This window comes from Bradyrhizobium sp. S3.3.6 (genome assembly GCF_040546905.1).
Lineage (GTDB): Bacteria > Pseudomonadota > Alphaproteobacteria > Rhizobiales > Xanthobacteraceae > Bradyrhizobium > Bradyrhizobium cytisi.
This window is the reverse complement of record NZ_JBEPOT010000018.1, coordinates 14,931-29,466: the sequence shown is the minus strand read 5'-3', so window position 1 is coordinate 29,466 and position 14,536 is coordinate 14,931. Positions and strand designations below refer to the sequence as shown.

The window sequence follows — 14,536 nt, the reverse complement described above, 5'->3', positions numbered from 1 at the left end:
ATGCCCTGAAGCCATTGATTAAAATTCTAACCTCCGCGCCTGGGGGTCGCAACCCGACCGGGGATCACGAGCCCGTTGGCCGACAGGCGTGGTCAACAGAGACTTAAACTGGGCCGGAACTGGGACTGAATTGGGCTTTGCAGCCAAACCACTACTGAGATCGCCGATTTGGGCAAAAAAAGGGTTAATGCGGGGTTATCGGGGCGGTCCGGGCGAGGCCCAGTAGGGTGGGCAAAGCGAAAAGCGTGCCCACCATTCCCTGCCGTCCGACCGGCTGGTGGGCCGAATCAACCCAGTTTCCGACCGATATCGAGGAATTTCTGCCGGCGCTGCTTGCGGATCGCGTCGCCGTCCAGGCCTCGCAGGTCGTCGAACGCCTTGGCGATGGCGTCGCCCGTGGTGGCGATCATGGCGGCGGGGTCGCGGTGGGCGCCGCCGACCGGCTCCTTCAGAATACTGTCGATCACCCCGAAGCGCAGCATGTCCTGGGCGGTGATCTTCATGTTGTTGGCGGCTTCCTGCGCCTTGCTGCCGTCGCGCCAGAGGATGGAGGAGGCGGCTTCCGGCGAGATCACGCTGTAGATCGCGTGCTCCAGCATCAGCACCTTGTTGGCGGTGGTGATCGCAATCGCGCCGCCCGACATGCCCTCGCCGGTGATGATGGCGACATTCGGCACGGTCAGCGCCATGCAGGCATCGGTCGAGCGCGCGATCGCCTCGGCCTGGCCACGCTCCTCGGCGCCGATGCCGGGATAGGCGCCGGCGGAATCGGCGAGCGACAGCACCGGCAGGCCGAACCGCTCTGCCATCTCCATCAGCCGCACGCATTTGCGGTAGCCTTCCGGCCGCGCCATGCCAAAGTTGTGCTTGATGCGGCTCTCGGTGGAATCGCCCTTTTCCTGGCCCATCACGCAGATCGCTTCGCCGCGGAAGCGGCCGAAGCCCGCGACCAGCGCCTCGTCCTCGCCGAATTTGCGGTCGCCGGCGAGCGGGGTGAATTCGGTGATCAGGCCCTTGATGAAGTCGTTGAAATGCGGCCGCTGCGGATGCCGCGCGACCAGCGTCTTCTGCCACGGCGTCAGGTTCTGATAGAGGTCGGCCAGCGCCTGCGCCGCCTTGTCCTCGATCCGTCCGATCTCCTCGGCGATGTCAGTGCCGGAGGCAGCTAACGTCCTGAGCTCGTCGACCTTGGAGTCGAGCTCGGCGACGGGCTTTTCGAAGTCGAGATAGCTGCGCATCTGGTCTGGCATCAACTCAATATAGAGGGACGGGGCGGAGAGGCGAAGCGAGGTTGGCTTCTCATAAAGAAGTGTAGCTTCTTCAAGCACTTGACTTGTGCGCTCCCGGGGGCGCGCCAAATCGCGAATGAGGCCACGGCTCTTTCTGCGGAGATGTGGCCGAAGTCAAGGCGGTTTCGCGGCTGTCGTCCCGACCGGATCTCGTGTCCCGGACGCGCTGCAGCGCTTCTATAGCGCTGCCGCGCAGAGCCGGGACCCAGCGAGCATGGCCCCGGCTCTGCGTCGCATCGTTTCACGTTGCGCCGCGTCCGGGGCACGAGACCTCCTTACTTCTCCGCCAGCGGATGCAGATCGCGCACCAGGCTTTTCAGCCGCTCCTCGACCACGTGGGTATAGATCTGGGTCGTCGAGATGTCGGTATGGCCGAGCAGGGTCTGCACGATGCGCAGATCCGCGCCGTTGTGCAGCAGGTGGCTGGCAAAGGCGTGGCGCAGCACGTGCGGGGAGACCAGCCGCGCCTGAAGCCCCGAAGCCACCGCGAGCTCCTTGAGGTCGCGGGCAAAATGCTGCCGCGTCAGATGCCCGCTCTCGCCGAACGAGGGGAACAGCCATTTCATGGTCGCGACACTGCCCTTCGTCTCGCCCTTTTTGTTCTCCTTGGCCGCCTCCGTCGCGCTGAGATAATCCGCCATCGCCTGCCGCGAGGCCTCATTGAGCGGCACCAGCCGTTCCTTGTCGCCTTTGCCGCGCACCACGATCATGCGGGCGTCGCGCTTGGCCGCCGTGCGCGGCAGCGACACCAGCTCGGAGACGCGCAGGCCCGTCGCATAGAGCACCTCGAGCAGGCAGTAGAGCCGCAAAGCGCGCAATCGCTGTGACGGCGAGGCGTCCGCCGCCTCGCTCATCTCCTTGGCGCGGCGGAGCATGCGGTCGACATCGGCGATCGACAGCACCTTTGGCAGGCCGCGGCCGCGCTTGGGCCCGGACAGGATCGCCGCGGGATCCTCAGTTCTGATGCGTTCATTCAGGAGAAAGCGGAACAGGTGCCGCATCGCCGACAGCCGCCGTGCGACGCTGGAGGATTTGAAGCCGCGCGCATCGAGGTCGCCAAGATAGTCGCGGAGTGTTTGCGTTTCGGCGTCCACAAAGCTGTGGCCGGCGCGGCCGAGAAACTCGGAGAAATCGGCGAGGTCGCGGCGATAGGCGTCGAGCGTGTTGGGGCCGGCGCCCTGTTCCGCCGCGAGCATGTCGAGGAACAGGCCGGTGAGCTTGGCGTCGGAGGGCTTGCTGGCGGAGGATTTGCGCATGCCCCGGAGGCTAGCTCCTATTTCTTGAGAAATTTATCCGGCGGGATCGTCACCGTCATTTCCCGCGGCTTCGGATTGACGAAGTTGGCCAGCGCGAACACCACGCCATAGACGATGCCGGCGAGCACGGCGACGACCGTCAGGAAGCGGAACAGGCTGGGCATCGGGCAAGGTCTCGACGAGGGTCTCAAACGGGCAAATTAACCAATGAAATCATCCAACATGTTCGCCGTTTCGTGGCAAGAGTCCTCTGGCGAGGGCCCCGGGGTGGTCGTATACGTGGCCAGGATGCCGCCTTTGGCGGCAGATTGAGCGAGATCCAGAGCAAGATCCAATGTCCGACGCCGCGTTGCCAGCACAAGCGAGCCCTGAGGCCGACATCCTGTCGGCGCTGGGGGCACGTTCGATCGTGCTGGTCGGCATGATGGGCGTCGGCAAATCGACCATCGGCCGGCGATTGGCGACGCGGCTTGGCCTGCGATTTCTCGATGCCGACGTCGAAATCGAGGTGGCCCACGCCGGTATGACCATCCCGGAAATCTTTGCAGCCCACGGAGAGCCCTATTTCCGTGACGGCGAGGCCCGCGTGATCGCGCGCCTGCTCGAGGGCGGGCCGATCGTGCTGGCGACCGGCGGCGGCGCCTTCATGCGCGAGGAGACGCGGAGCCGCATCGCGGCAAAGGCGATCTCGATCTGGCTGAGGGCCGATCACGACGTCATCATGCGCCGCGTGCGCCGCCGCGCCGACCGGCCTCTGCTTCAGACCCCCGACCCCGAGGGAACCGTGACGCGCCTGCTCACCGAGCGCGAGCCGGTCTATGGCAAGGCCGATCTCACCATCGCCTCGCGCGATGTGCCGCACGACAGAATCGTCGACGAGACCATCGAGGGGCTGCGGGCCCATCTTTGCGGCGAGAGCGCGTCTCAACCTCCAGCCGACGTCGCGAGTGCCGTTCGATGACCGCGCCCCCAAAGCATTCCGACCCTGTCAATGTCGATGTCGCGCTGGAGAATCGCGCCTACGACATCGTCATCGGCCGCGGCGTGCTGTCCTCGCTCGGCGAGCGGGTCGCCGCTTTGCGCCCCGGCGTGCGCACGGCTGTTGTCACCGATCGCACCGTTGCAAAATACTGGCTCGAGCCGACCGAGGCCTCGCTCGCCGCTGCCGGCATTCCGACCTCGCGCGTCGTGGTCGAGGAAGGCGAGATCTCCAAGACCTATGCGGGTCTGCAAAAGGTCAGCGAAGCCCTGATCGCCGCAAAGATCGAGCGCAACGATCTCGTCATCGCGCTCGGCGGCGGCGTCGTCGGCGATCTCGCCGGCTTTGCGGCGGCGATCCTGCGCCGTGGCGTCGATTTCGTGCAGGTGCCGACCTCGCTGCTGGCGCAGGTCGATTCCTCCGTCGGCGGCAAGACCGGCATCAACTCGCCGCAGGGCAAGAACCTGCTTGGCGCGTTCCACCAGCCGGTGCTGGTGATCGCCGACACCGCCGTGCTCGACACGCTGTCGCCGAGGCAATTCCGTGCCGGCTATGCCGAGGTCGCCAAATACGGCGTGCTCGGCGACGAGGCCTTCTTCACCTGGCTGGAGAAGAACCACGCGGACATCTTCAAGGGCGGCTCGGCGCGCGAGCACGCCATCGCGACCTCCTGCCGCGCCAAGGCGGGTGTCGTCTCGCGCGACGAGCGTGAGACTGGCGAGCGCGCGCTGCTCAATCTTGGACACACCTTCGGCCATGCGCTGGAAGCCGCAACCGGTTTCTCTGATCGCCTGTTTCACGGCGAGGGCGTTGCGATCGGCATGACCCTGGCGGCACAGTTTTCCGCAAGTCTCGGCATGATCGGCGAGGCCGACGCGGCCCGCGTCGAGCGGCATCTCATCGAGGCCGGCCTGCCGACCCGCCTGCAGGACATCGCCGGCTTCGCGCAGGAAGGCCTCGCGGATGCTGACGCGCTGATGGCGCTGATGGCACAGGACAAGAAGGTCAAGCGCGGCAAGCTCACCTTCATCCTGCTGGAGGCCGTCGGGCGTGCCGTCATCGCCAAGGATGTCGAGCCGGCGCCGGTGCGCGACTTCCTGCAGAACAAGCTCGCCCTCAAGGCGCGAGACGCTGCTGAACGGCGCTAAAACAAGGAACCAGAGTGGTTCATGGACTGGCTCGGCTTCACCATCGTCATTATCTGCCTGCTCGTCTCGGGCTTCTTCGCCGCGAGCGAGACCGCGCTGACCGGCGCCTCGCGCGCCAGCATGCTGCGGCTCTCCAGGCAGGGTAATCGCGACGCCGACGTGGTCTCGCAACTGCTCGACATGCGCGAGCGCCTGATCGGCGCGCTGCTGCTCGGCAACAACATCGCCAATATCAGCGCTTCGGCACTGGCGACCTCCATCTTCACGGCCTGGTTCGGCGATGTCGGTGTGCTCTATGCCACCGGCGTGATGACCGCGCTGGTCGTGATCTTCGCGGAAGTTCTGCCCAAGACCATCGCCATCAACGCGCCGGACCGGATGGCGCTCGCGGTCGCGCGCCCGATGCGGTTGACGATGTACGTGCTGGGGCCGCTGCTGCGGGTGGTGGAAGTCATCGTGCGCCTGCTGATGCGCCTGTTCGGCCTTGCCGGCGAGCATCAGGCGATCCTGTCGCCGACCGAGCGCCTGCGTGGCGCGGTCGACCTCTTGCACCACGAGGGCAAGGTCGAAAAGCACGACCGCGACATGCTCGGCGGCCTGCTTGATTTGCGCGAGCTCCAGGTCTCCGATGTCATGATCCATCGCACCGAGATGATGATGATCAACGCCGATTTGCCGGCTGAGGAGTTGGTGAGCGAGGTGCTGGCGACCGAATACACCCGTATCCCGCTCTGGCGCGAGAAGCCCGAAAACATCATCGGCGTGCTCCACGCCAAGGATCTCTTGCGCGCGATCCGCGCTGCCGACGGCGACACTTCACGCATCGATGTCTCCACCATCGCGCTGCCGCCCTGGTTCGTGCCCGAGATGCGCACAGTCTCCGAGCAGCTCAAGGCATTCCGCCGGCGAAAAACCCATTTCGCGCTCGTCGTCGACGAGTACGGCGAAGTTGAAGGTCTTGTGACGCTGGAAGACATTCTGGAAGAGATCGTCGGCGACATCTCCGACGAGCACGACGTGGTGGTCGCCGGCGTGCGGGCCCAGCCGGACGGCTCCGTGGTGGTCGACGGCTCGGTGCCGATCCGCGACCTCAACCGCGCCATGGACTGGCGGCTGCCCGATCAAGAGGCGACGACGGTCGCGGGCCTCGTCATCCACGAGGCGCAATCGATCCCCGACCGTGGCCAGAGTTTCACCTTCCACGGCTTCCGCTTCCGCGTCCTCCGCCGCGAACGCAACCGTATCACCGCACTCCGTATTTCACCGGTCCCGCGCGACGCGGAGGTGGAGGAAGCCAAGCCGCGACGGGCAGGGAAGTCGTTTTGACGCGTGGTGTCATCGCCCGCGAAAGCGGGCGATCCAGTACTCCGCGGCCGCGATTATGTGAACGAACTGCCGCCGCGGAGTACTGGATGCCCCGCCTGCGCGGGGCATGACGGTGGAGATTACGTTCCGCCTTCCCCCGGGGCCTGCGCTTGGATCGCCAGCGCATGCACGCCGCCGGAAAGTTCCGCGGTCAGCGTCGCATTTATCATACGGTGCCGGTCGACCCGGCTCTTCCCTTTGAAGGCCTGAGATACGATATAAACCCGAAAGTGCGTCTCGCCGCTCGGCCGATGGCCGGAATGGCCCTCATGCAAATGTGACTCATCGACGACCTGCAGGCTTTCCGGCGTGAAAGCTTCCTGCAACTTGTTGCTGATAATGTCTTTGGTAGCCATGTTTGCCATTAAGGTACGCGATCGCACTCCGTCAATGCCGATAGGCCGCCTTGGCGGCCGTTCTTGAGCGATAGGCCGCCTGGGGCGGCCGTTCTTAAGAACGCCGAAGCGAAGCTTCGGCTACGGGTTCCAAGCTAATTGCAATGTCAAGACTTGAAGGTTTTTGCATTGCGTAGTCAAAGTCAGCCATGCCGATCGATTCATCAAAGTTCTTCGACTCCATCCGCGTGAAGCCGCGGGGCAAGCAGCCCGAGGTGAAGCCGCGCGATACCGTGGTCGCCTGCGAATGGACCGGGTGTCAGAACAAGGGCGCGCACCGCGCGCCAAAGGGACGCGATAACCAGCGCGAGTACTGGCACTTCTGCCTGAACCACGTCCGCGAGTACAATCAGAACTACAATTTCTTCTCCGGCATGAATGCCGACGCGGTCGCGCGCTACCAGAAGGACGCGCTGACCGGCCATCGCCCGACCTGGAAGATGGGCGCCAATGGTGGCGTCAAGAAGGGTGCGGAAGCCGAGATCGACGGCGCCTTCGATCCGTTCAGCATGTTCGCGGAGCTCAACGGCCGCACCGGCTGGCGGAAGGGCCCTGAGGCCGCCCAGCCCAAGGTCGAAACCCGCAAGGTGATGAACGCCGAGCGCAAGGCGCTCCAGGTCATGGGCCTCGGTCCAAGTGCGACGCTCGCCGACGTCAAGTCCAAGTACAAGGCGCTGGTGAAGCAGCACCACCCGGATGCCAATGGCGGCGACCGCTCCACCGAAGATCGCCTGATCGAGATCATCAAGGCGTATAATTATCTGAAGACGGTGGTGCGGGAGGCCTAACCTACAAGCTCGGGGAAGGCGAATTCGCAGACCAATCCCTCCGGCTTCCACTGCCGGGTGATCCTGCCGCGCAAGGTCCGGATGATACCGTCGACGGCGCCAATTCCGAAGCCATGGCGCGTCGGCTCGTCGACCCACGGACCGCCGCTCTCGGACCAGCGTAGCACGAGAGGCTCTGCGTCGTTGCTTTCCCAGCGAACGTCCAGCCGACCCGCTGGCGTCGCCAGCGAGCCGTATTTGGCGGCGTTGGTGGCCAGCTCGTGCACGGCGACGGCAATCGATTGGGCGAGCGTCGCCGGCAGGCGGATGTCGTCTCCAGCGATGCTGACACGTTCGCCGTCCGGGCTTGCGTATGGCCGGAGTTCCTGTTCGACGATGGTCTTCAGACTGGCACCGGTCCAGCGCGACGCCGAGAACAGCCTCTGCACGTTGGCAAGTGCTCTAAGCCTGCCTTGAAACGCGGCTTGGAATTCTGCCGCGGTCTCGGCCTTGGTCAGCCGCAGCATCGCCTGGGTCACCGCGAGCAGATTATTCGAACGATGATCGACCTCGTAGGCGAGCAGCATCATGCGCTGCTCGGCCTGCTTACGGGCCGTGATGTCGACCAGCATGTTCACCGCGCCAACCAGTCGGCCGCGTTCGTCGCGCAGCGGGGTCGGATATGGCATGAAGCAGATCCGCGATCCGTCCGGCCGTTCGGCCACAGCCTCGACGTCGCGCACCGGCCGGTTCTGCTTGAGCGCGATAGCCATCGGGCATTCATCGTGGGGGAGCGGCGTGCCGTCCGGCAGATAGAGCTTCCAGGTCACGCACCACATCTCGCCGATTTCTGGAGTGCGTCCGGCAAAATCGATGCAGGCTTGATTGAAGAAGGTGATGCGGCCCGTTGCGTCGGTGGTGTAGATCGCGGCGGGCAGCGCCTGAAGCAAGTCCCGGAACCGCCTCTCGGAATCCGCTCCCGCTTCGACCCGGCTCGCTGCATAACCGGCGGCGATCTGGCCAATCCTGGCCTCGTCCGCTTGTCCAAACAAGTCCAGCATTGCGTTCCTCACGGGGAGAGATCAGGCAATGCGCTGGACGCGCATATGTTCCAAGGCGCTCGTCAGGGACGTGCAGACCCACCTCAACCCAGCGAGCGATTAGAACCTCGTCGGCACGACGACGGAGCGGGGCTCCGCCGTCGCCTTGCCCTTGCCCCTAGTTGCCGGACGCCTCCGGCATCGCCCCCACATATGACGAGTTCGGCCGGATCAACCGTCCCGTCCGTTGCTGCTCGCGCGCATGTGCGGTCCAGCCGGCCGAACGTGCCACCGCGAAGATCGGCGTGAACGCCTGCCTTGGGATTGCCAGCGCATCGAGCAGGATCGCGGTGAAAAACTCGACATTGGTCTCGAGCGGCCGCTCCGGATTCCTCTTGCGCAGCGCTGCGCGGATATAGGCCTCGACCTCGCCGGCAAACGGCAGGTCGGTACCGTCAGAGGCGAGCGCCTCGACTGCAGTCTTGAGCACGTCGGCACGTGGGTCGCGCACGCGATAGACGCGGTGGCCAAAGCCCATCATCCGCTCGCCCCGCGCCAGCGCCGCATCCACCCAGGGCTGGATCCGCTCGCGCGAGCCGATCGCATCGAGCATTTCCAGCACCGGTTCCGGCGCCCCGCCATGCAGCGGACCGGTGAGCGCGCAATAGCCGGCAGTGATGGCAGCGAACAGATCGGCCTGCGTCGAGGCCACCACGCGCGCCGTGAAGGTCGAGGCGTTCATGCCGTGGTCGCTGGCGGTGACGAGATAGGCATCGAGCGCGGTGATCTCGCGTGCGGCAGGGCTGCGCCCATGCAGCATGCGCAGCGTATCGGCGGCGTGACTCACGTTCGGATCGGGCGCGATCGGGTCGAGCTCTTTTGCGCGCCGGACCAGTGCGCCCGCGATCACCGGAAACGCGCCGACGATCGTGGCCTCATGCTCCAGCCCGTGCTCGGCGCGCAGGCCCGCGACCGCGGCACGAAAGCCGTCGACGATGCCCATGCCTTGGGTCGCCGGCAAGAGCTCGGAGAGCTGCGCGAAGGCACGTTCGCGTGCCGCGCCCAGGCTTGCCCGGACATTGGCTTCGGTGAGGGTCGTCTTGCTGGCGCCGTTCCAGAGCCGGGCTGTGACGCCCTCAAAGCTCGATTTGGCGGCAAGGCGGCCGACATGCTCGCCGGCGATGATGAGCTCGCCGCGCTCGCCGTCGACATGGCTCAACGCGGTCTCGGCGGCGGGAACGCCGTCCAGCCCGATCTGGCTTTTGGTGAGGTGGATGTTCATGGCCCAAATCTCCTTTGCACTGCCCAAGGGGAAAATCGGACCTCTCGACAGATTGATCAATCTTGATTACATTAATCAATATGAAAAATTCGGACGGTCTCTATCTCTCTGCCCGGGAAGCTGCGGCCGAGCTCGCGATCTCGCCGGCTTCCCTCTACGCCTATGTCAGCCGTGGCCTGATCCGCTCCGAGCCGACGCCGGATTCGCGCAAGAATCGCTACCGCGCCGAGGACGTCCGCGCCCTGAAGGAGCGCCGGGTGCCGTCGCCGGAGCCGCGCGGCTTGCGCAGCTTCGATGCCGATCTGCCGGTGATGGACACGGAGATCTCGACCATCACCGAGGCGGGCGCGATCTACCGCGGCGTCAACTGCGTCGATCTCGCCGAGAACGACACGCTGGAGCACACCGCAACGCTGCTCTGGGACGTCTCCGACGTCGATCCCTTCGCGCCGGACAATCAGCCTGCGATGTCCGACGAGATGTGTGCGATTGCGGAGGCTGCGCGCCGCGCAGCTCCGATCGATCGCGCCATCGCGGTGCTCGCGCTCGCGAGCAGCGCCGATACCCGCGCGTTCACCCGCGCGCCCGATGGCCGCGCGATGGTCGGCGCGCGCATCGTCCGGCTGCTGGTCGCGACCATGCTCAATGCGGAGTCTTCATCCGAGCCGCTGCATCAGCAGATCGCGCGTGTCTGGGCACCCGACAACAAGCACGCGTCCGATCTGATCCGCCGCGCGCTGGTGCTGCTGGCCGATCACGAGCTGAATGCCTCGACCTTCACCGCGCGCTGCGCTGCCTCGACCGGCCTCAATCTCTACGACTCCGTCATCGCCGGTCTCGCGGCGCTGAAAGGCCCAAAACATGGCGGCGCCGGCGTGCTGGCGTCGCAACTCGTCAAGACCCTGGTCGACCGCGACGTCGAGCCGATGGTGCGCGAGCGCGTTGCGCTCGGTGAGCGTTTTCCGGGCTTCGGCCACGGCGTCTACAAGCGCGGCGATCCCCGCGCGAAGTCGCTGCTGAACGCCTTGGCCCGCGCCGGCGCGCCACGCAAATTCACCAAAGAGGTGCCCGAGCGGATCGCGGAAGCGACCGGAGAATTCGTCAATATCGATTATGTGCTCGCCGTGCTCGTGCACGCACTGCGCCTGCCGGGAGGCAGCGAGCTCGCTTTGTTCGCCATGGCCCGCAGCGTCGGCTGGATCGCGCATGCGAGCGAGCAATTGCAGTTCGGCAAGCTGATCCGGCCGCGGGCACGGTATGTGGGGCCGGCGCCGGGACGGAGATCGGCGCTCGTGGAGAGGGCTTAGGGACAGCCAGTGGCTCTAGGAACCAATTGCCACTTATTCCCGTTCCGCTACAGTTCAGGCTTATTTTTCTTCTGATCGCGCCATGTTACATCGCCGCGAATTGGACTATTGCCCGCCTGCGCCACGTCCTTCGCCAGCCCGGCCAGGATTTGTCGAGCTATTAATCAAACTGAGGCGAAACCCGCTTGAATGCTGGAGCGCGGATTTTTTTGAGGAGCCAATAGCCAAGCTTCGCCTGCCGTTCGCTGATGCTTTTCTGGTTCATGACCCCCAAGCCATCAAGCGCGTGCTGATGGATAATTCAAGAAACTATCAGAAAGATACGATCCAACGCCGCATTCTCTCGTCTGGACTGTCCGATGGCTTGTTGAGCGTCGAAGGAGAGCGTTGGGAGCTTCAACGACGAATACTCGCACCCGTGTTCGCTCGCAGAACCGTCAACTCTTTCACGAAGGCCATGTTGTCGGCCGCGAACGGACTGGCCGCAAGATGGACAAGCTTGGAGCCTGGCGCCACGGTCGACGTCGCTGCAGAGATGACTCTGGTCACTTTGAACGTGCTCGCAGTCACGATCTTTTCTGGCGGGATCGGCGGCGACTTCGATGAATTTCGAGTGGCGATGAATGCCTATTTCAGCGTGATCGGCCGCATAGGGATGCTGGATCTGTTCGGCGTGCCCAAATTCGTGCCACGTCCGGGTTATCGCCGCTTGCGTCACACGATGGCTTACTTCGAAGCGGTGATCGATACGATCATACACGCGAGGTACCAAAGGCTTGCGGCCCTTGCCACACACGACGGGCCAGATGATCTTTTGACGCTGCTGTTACGTTCGCTGGATCCGTCGACCGGACGGCAACTCAGCCCGACAGAGGTTCGCTCGAACATCCTCACTTTTCTTTCGGCGGGACATGAGACAACTGCCAATACACTCGCCTGGTCGATCTTTCTGCTTTCACAGGTACCGGAGTGGCGATCGCTCGTCGTGGAGGAAGCACAACGGGAATTGTCGAATCCGAGGGATGACCTGGCCGACCGGCTGATCGTGACTAAGGCAGTGATCGAGGAAACGCTTCGCCTCTACCCGCCGATCGCCGCACTCAGCCGGGCCGCGGTCGATGCCGATGTGTTGGGTGAAATCCCGGTCAAGCCGCGGTCTCTGATCGTGATAGCGCCCTATGTTCTCCATCGACATCGCGGGCTATGGAGCCGCCCGGATGCATTCGACCCTTCCCGGTTTCTACCGGAGGCCCGCGGCCGAATTCCACGTTTCGCCTATATGCCCTTCGGGGTTGGGCCTCGGACCTGTATCGGTTCGTCTTTTGCCCTGCAGGAGGCTGCAATCGTACTTGCTGTCTTGACCCGTCATTTCGAGATGCAGCTGCTGCCGCACGCCGAGGTCTGGCCCCTTCAGCGCATTACGCTACGTCCCGCAAAGGGGCTGCCGATGCGACTCATCCGGAGGAGAGCGCTTTAGCGCGGCGACCGGAGAGGCGCTTAATTGCTTTCCGTATCGTCGGCCCCCGGGCACGCTTCCAGCATCTTCGATCTCCCCGGGAGCAATTCGTGTCGCAAGCCGCCCTGCCTAGCCGAAGCCGAGCCGTTCGCTCGCGCGCCGAACTCACGTCAGCCATTGCAACGGCATACGAGCGCATCGAAAGGGACCAACACCGCAACTGCTGGGTCTATGTGAGGCCGATGGCGGAGGCGCTGGCGGAGGCCGAAAATCTCGCGGGGCGCGGCGCGCAGGGCGAATTCCTACCGCTCCTCGGTGTGCCTTTCGGCGTGAAGGACAACATCGACGTGGCGGGCATGTCGACCACCGCGGCCTGCCCATCATTCGCTCATGTTGCCGAGCGGTCGGCTCGGTGCGTCGAGCGCCTGATCGCAGCGGGTGCCATCTGTCTCGGCAAGACAAACCTGGATCAGTTCGCCACCGGGCTCTCCGGCGCGAGGTCACCTCACGGCGCCTGTCCGAGCGCCGCCGACGATCGCTATGTCGCGGGTGGATCGAGCTCGGGCTCGGCCGTCGCCGTTGCCTCCGGCCATATTGCTTTTTCGCTCGGAACCGACACCGGCGGCTCCGGCCGGATACCGGCAGGTTTCAACGGCATCATCGGGGTCAAGCCGACGGTCGGCCTGGTTTCATCCCGTGGGCTGGTCCCGAACTGCCCGACGCTCGATTGTCCGTCGATCTTTTGCAATTCAGCCGCCGAGGGCAAACTGTTGCTGGGGCTCGTCGAGGGCTTCGACGACGAAGATCCATACAGCCGTCAAGCGCCCGGCCTGTCATCGGTCTTTCCCCGCGAATTCCACTTCGGACGTATTTCCGCTCGTCAGCTGAATTCATTCGGTATGCCCGAATGCGACGCGCTGTACGAACGGGCCTGCGAGAGGCTCGTGCGGTTGGGAGGCCAAGCCATCGAGATTGACTTCACGCCTTTCACTGAAGCCGGCGAAATGCTGTTTTCGGGGCCATGGATCGCCGAACGCTACGCGTCGATCAGCAGGCTCCTCGACATCGATCATGGTGAGCTGCTGGAGGTTACGCGCAAGGTCCTGCGCTCCGCGGCGCAGTTCACCGGGGCGGACGCATTCGCGGCACAACACCGTCTCTTGAAGCTGCGGCGGCAGGTCCGGCTGTTCTTTGAAGAGATGGATGTGCTTGTGGTGCCCACCGCACCGCGTCCCTACACCATTGCGGATATGCTTCAGGACCCCATCAAGCTCAATAACAGCCTTGGTTACTACTCCTACTTCGCCAATCTTCTGGACCTCTGCGCGGTAGCGCTTCCCAATGCAGCGCTCCCCACCGGCATGCCCATGGGCGTCACCCTGCTGGCGCCCGCATGGCACGACCATGCCCTTCTGGATTTTGCATCGCGATGGCAGCCTGACGAAGGCGGAGCTCTGTTCGGTCTCAAGGTCTATTCGCCGGCCGCCGGCTAGACGAGTTCGAGATCGAGGGCGCGCAAATTCAGGATGACGATGAGGCCCCTGTCGTAGCGGATGACGCCTCTCGCCTGCATGCGCGAGAGCTGCACCGTCACCCATTGTCGGGTCGCCCCGATCAGGTTGGCGAGATCGCTGTGGGTGAACGGAATGCCGATCACGATCTGGCGGCCCTGCTGCGATCCGTAGATCTTCGAGAGAAAGATCAGCAGGCGTTGCAACCGCTCGGTCACCGACCGCGTGCCGAGCATCTGCGCCATCGCCGAGTAGCACCTGGCCTTGAACGCCAGCGCATCCAGAAGAGCAACCGCGATGGTCGCCGATTGAAGTGCAAGTTCGCGCAGGGTGGCGCCGGGCAGAAACAGGAGCCGGCTGCGCTCAACTGCAACCGAAGACCACATATGCGCGCCGGCTCCGAACAGGTCCGGCCCGCCGATGAAATTGCCGGCAAACCAGTAGGCGAGCGTCACCTCGCGCCCGGAAGGGGCTGCGTAATAGCTGCGGATCCGGCCGGACTCGATCAGATAGATGCCGTTCTGCGTGTCGCCCTGGCGCCAGATATGCTTGCCGGTTTCCAGCACCTCCTTGCGGCCGATGGCAAGGACGCGACGGCGGTCAGCCTCACCTAAGGGATCGAGGAAGCCTGGCAATGAGCTGACCAGAGTATCGGACTCCGCCAGCATGATCCCGGCCGTAGTCCTGAGAGTTGCCGCTGCCATCTGCCCGCTCCCTCGTAGCCGGGCGATGCCATTCAAG

14 protein-coding genes are annotated in these 14,536 nt (G+C 64.4%); 7 read left to right on the top strand and 7 right to left on the bottom strand.

Annotated elements, in window-relative coordinates; all coding sequences use genetic code 11:
• Positions 1 to 287: 287 nt before the first annotated feature.
• The 3 genes from ABID59_RS34830 to ABID59_RS34820 all read right to left on the bottom strand — a co-directional run bounded on the left by ABID59_RS34830 (position 288) and on the right by ABID59_RS34820 (position 2,709).
• Positions 288 to 1,250 carry an acetyl-CoA carboxylase carboxyltransferase subunit alpha gene (locus ABID59_RS34830; protein ID WP_354086370.1) on the bottom strand — a complete coding sequence of 321 codons (963 nt, stop codon included), beginning with the start codon at positions 1,248 to 1,250 and terminating at the stop codon, positions 288 to 290.
• A gap of 314 nt (positions 1,251 to 1,564) precedes the next feature.
• Positions 1,565 to 2,545 carry a site-specific tyrosine recombinase XerD gene (gene xerD, locus ABID59_RS34825; protein WP_354086369.1) on the bottom strand — a complete coding sequence of 327 codons (981 nt, stop codon included), beginning with the start codon at positions 2,543 to 2,545 and terminating at the stop codon, positions 1,565 to 1,567.
• A 17-nt stretch (positions 2,546 to 2,562) separates the two neighbouring features.
• Positions 2,563 to 2,709 (bottom strand): hypothetical protein, encoded by a 147-nt coding sequence (locus ABID59_RS34820; protein ID WP_008144572.1) that lies wholly within the window; start codon positions 2,707 to 2,709, stop codon positions 2,563 to 2,565.
• A 170-nt stretch (positions 2,710 to 2,879) separates the two neighbouring features.
• On the opposite strand from ABID59_RS34820, the gene ABID59_RS34815 reads away from it, so the two are divergent.
• From ABID59_RS34815 to ABID59_RS34805, 3 genes are read left to right on the top strand one after another with little or no spacing between them, the layout of a single operon-like run.
• Entirely contained in the window at positions 2,880 to 3,506 is a 627-nt protein-coding gene (locus tag ABID59_RS34815; protein WP_354086368.1) for a shikimate kinase, read from the top strand.
• Positions 3,503 to 4,672 (top strand): 3-dehydroquinate synthase, encoded by a 1,170-nt coding sequence (aroB, locus tag ABID59_RS34810; protein ID WP_354086367.1) that lies wholly within the window; start codon positions 3,503 to 3,505, stop codon positions 4,670 to 4,672. Before ABID59_RS34815 ends, aroB begins: the two co-directional genes overlap by 4 nt.
• Before the next feature lie 21 nt (positions 4,673 to 4,693).
• Complete coding sequence (locus ABID59_RS34805; RefSeq protein ID WP_148751950.1) at positions 4,694 to 5,998, top strand: HlyC/CorC family transporter; 1,305 nt, start codon at positions 4,694 to 4,696, stop codon at positions 5,996 to 5,998.
• Positions 5,999 to 6,117: 119 nt separating this feature from the next.
• On the opposite strand, the gene ABID59_RS34800 is transcribed toward ABID59_RS34805, so the two are convergent.
• Positions 6,118 to 6,393: a BolA family protein gene (locus ABID59_RS34800; protein ID WP_148751949.1), complete on the bottom strand. Its 276-nt coding sequence runs from the start codon at positions 6,391 to 6,393 to the stop codon at positions 6,118 to 6,120.
• A 188-nt stretch (positions 6,394 to 6,581) separates the two neighbouring features.
• Between ABID59_RS34800 and ABID59_RS34795 the strand changes: the two genes are divergently transcribed.
• On the top strand, positions 6,582 to 7,220 hold the full coding sequence (locus tag ABID59_RS34795; RefSeq protein WP_148751948.1) for a J domain-containing protein: 639 nt from the start codon (positions 6,582 to 6,584) through the stop codon (positions 7,218 to 7,220).
• On the opposite strand, the gene ABID59_RS34790 is transcribed toward ABID59_RS34795, so the two are convergent.
• Together ABID59_RS34790 and ABID59_RS34785 are read right to left on the bottom strand one after the other, a co-directional pair.
• Positions 7,217 to 8,260 (bottom strand): HWE histidine kinase domain-containing protein, encoded by a 1,044-nt coding sequence (locus ABID59_RS34790; protein ID WP_354086366.1) that lies wholly within the window; start codon positions 8,258 to 8,260, stop codon positions 7,217 to 7,219. The two genes, ABID59_RS34795 and ABID59_RS34790, sit on opposite strands and share 4 nt — an antisense overlap.
• A gap of 157 nt (positions 8,261 to 8,417) precedes the next feature.
• Positions 8,418 to 9,521, bottom strand: a complete 1,104-nt coding sequence (locus tag ABID59_RS34785; protein WP_354086365.1) for a citrate synthase/methylcitrate synthase — start codon at positions 9,519 to 9,521, stop codon at positions 8,418 to 8,420.
• Positions 9,522 to 9,601: 80 nt separating this feature from the next.
• On the opposite strand from ABID59_RS34785, the gene ABID59_RS34780 reads away from it, so the two are divergent.
• From ABID59_RS34780 to atzF, 3 genes are all read left to right on the top strand, one after another.
• Positions 9,602 to 10,828 (top strand): citrate/2-methylcitrate synthase, encoded by a 1,227-nt coding sequence (locus ABID59_RS34780; protein ID WP_354086364.1) that lies wholly within the window; start codon positions 9,602 to 9,604, stop codon positions 10,826 to 10,828.
• 82 nt (positions 10,829 to 10,910) lie between these two features.
• Complete coding sequence (locus ABID59_RS34775) at positions 10,911 to 12,305, top strand: cytochrome P450 (protein ID WP_354086363.1); 1,395 nt, start codon at positions 10,911 to 10,913, stop codon at positions 12,303 to 12,305.
• Between the two features lie 89 nt (positions 12,306 to 12,394).
• Positions 12,395 to 13,777 carry an allophanate hydrolase gene (atzF, locus tag ABID59_RS34770; protein ID WP_354086362.1) on the top strand — a complete coding sequence of 461 codons (1,383 nt, stop codon included), beginning with the start codon at positions 12,395 to 12,397 and terminating at the stop codon, positions 13,775 to 13,777.
• On the opposite strand, the gene ABID59_RS34765 is transcribed toward atzF, so the two are convergent.
• The gene (locus tag ABID59_RS34765) at positions 13,774 to 14,499 is read right to left on the bottom strand and encodes a Crp/Fnr family transcriptional regulator (RefSeq protein ID WP_354037521.1); all 726 of its coding nucleotides are present in this window, start codon (positions 14,497 to 14,499) and stop codon (positions 13,774 to 13,776) included. The genes atzF and ABID59_RS34765 overlap by 4 nt on opposite strands.
• Positions 14,500 to 14,536: the final 37 nt, after the last annotated feature.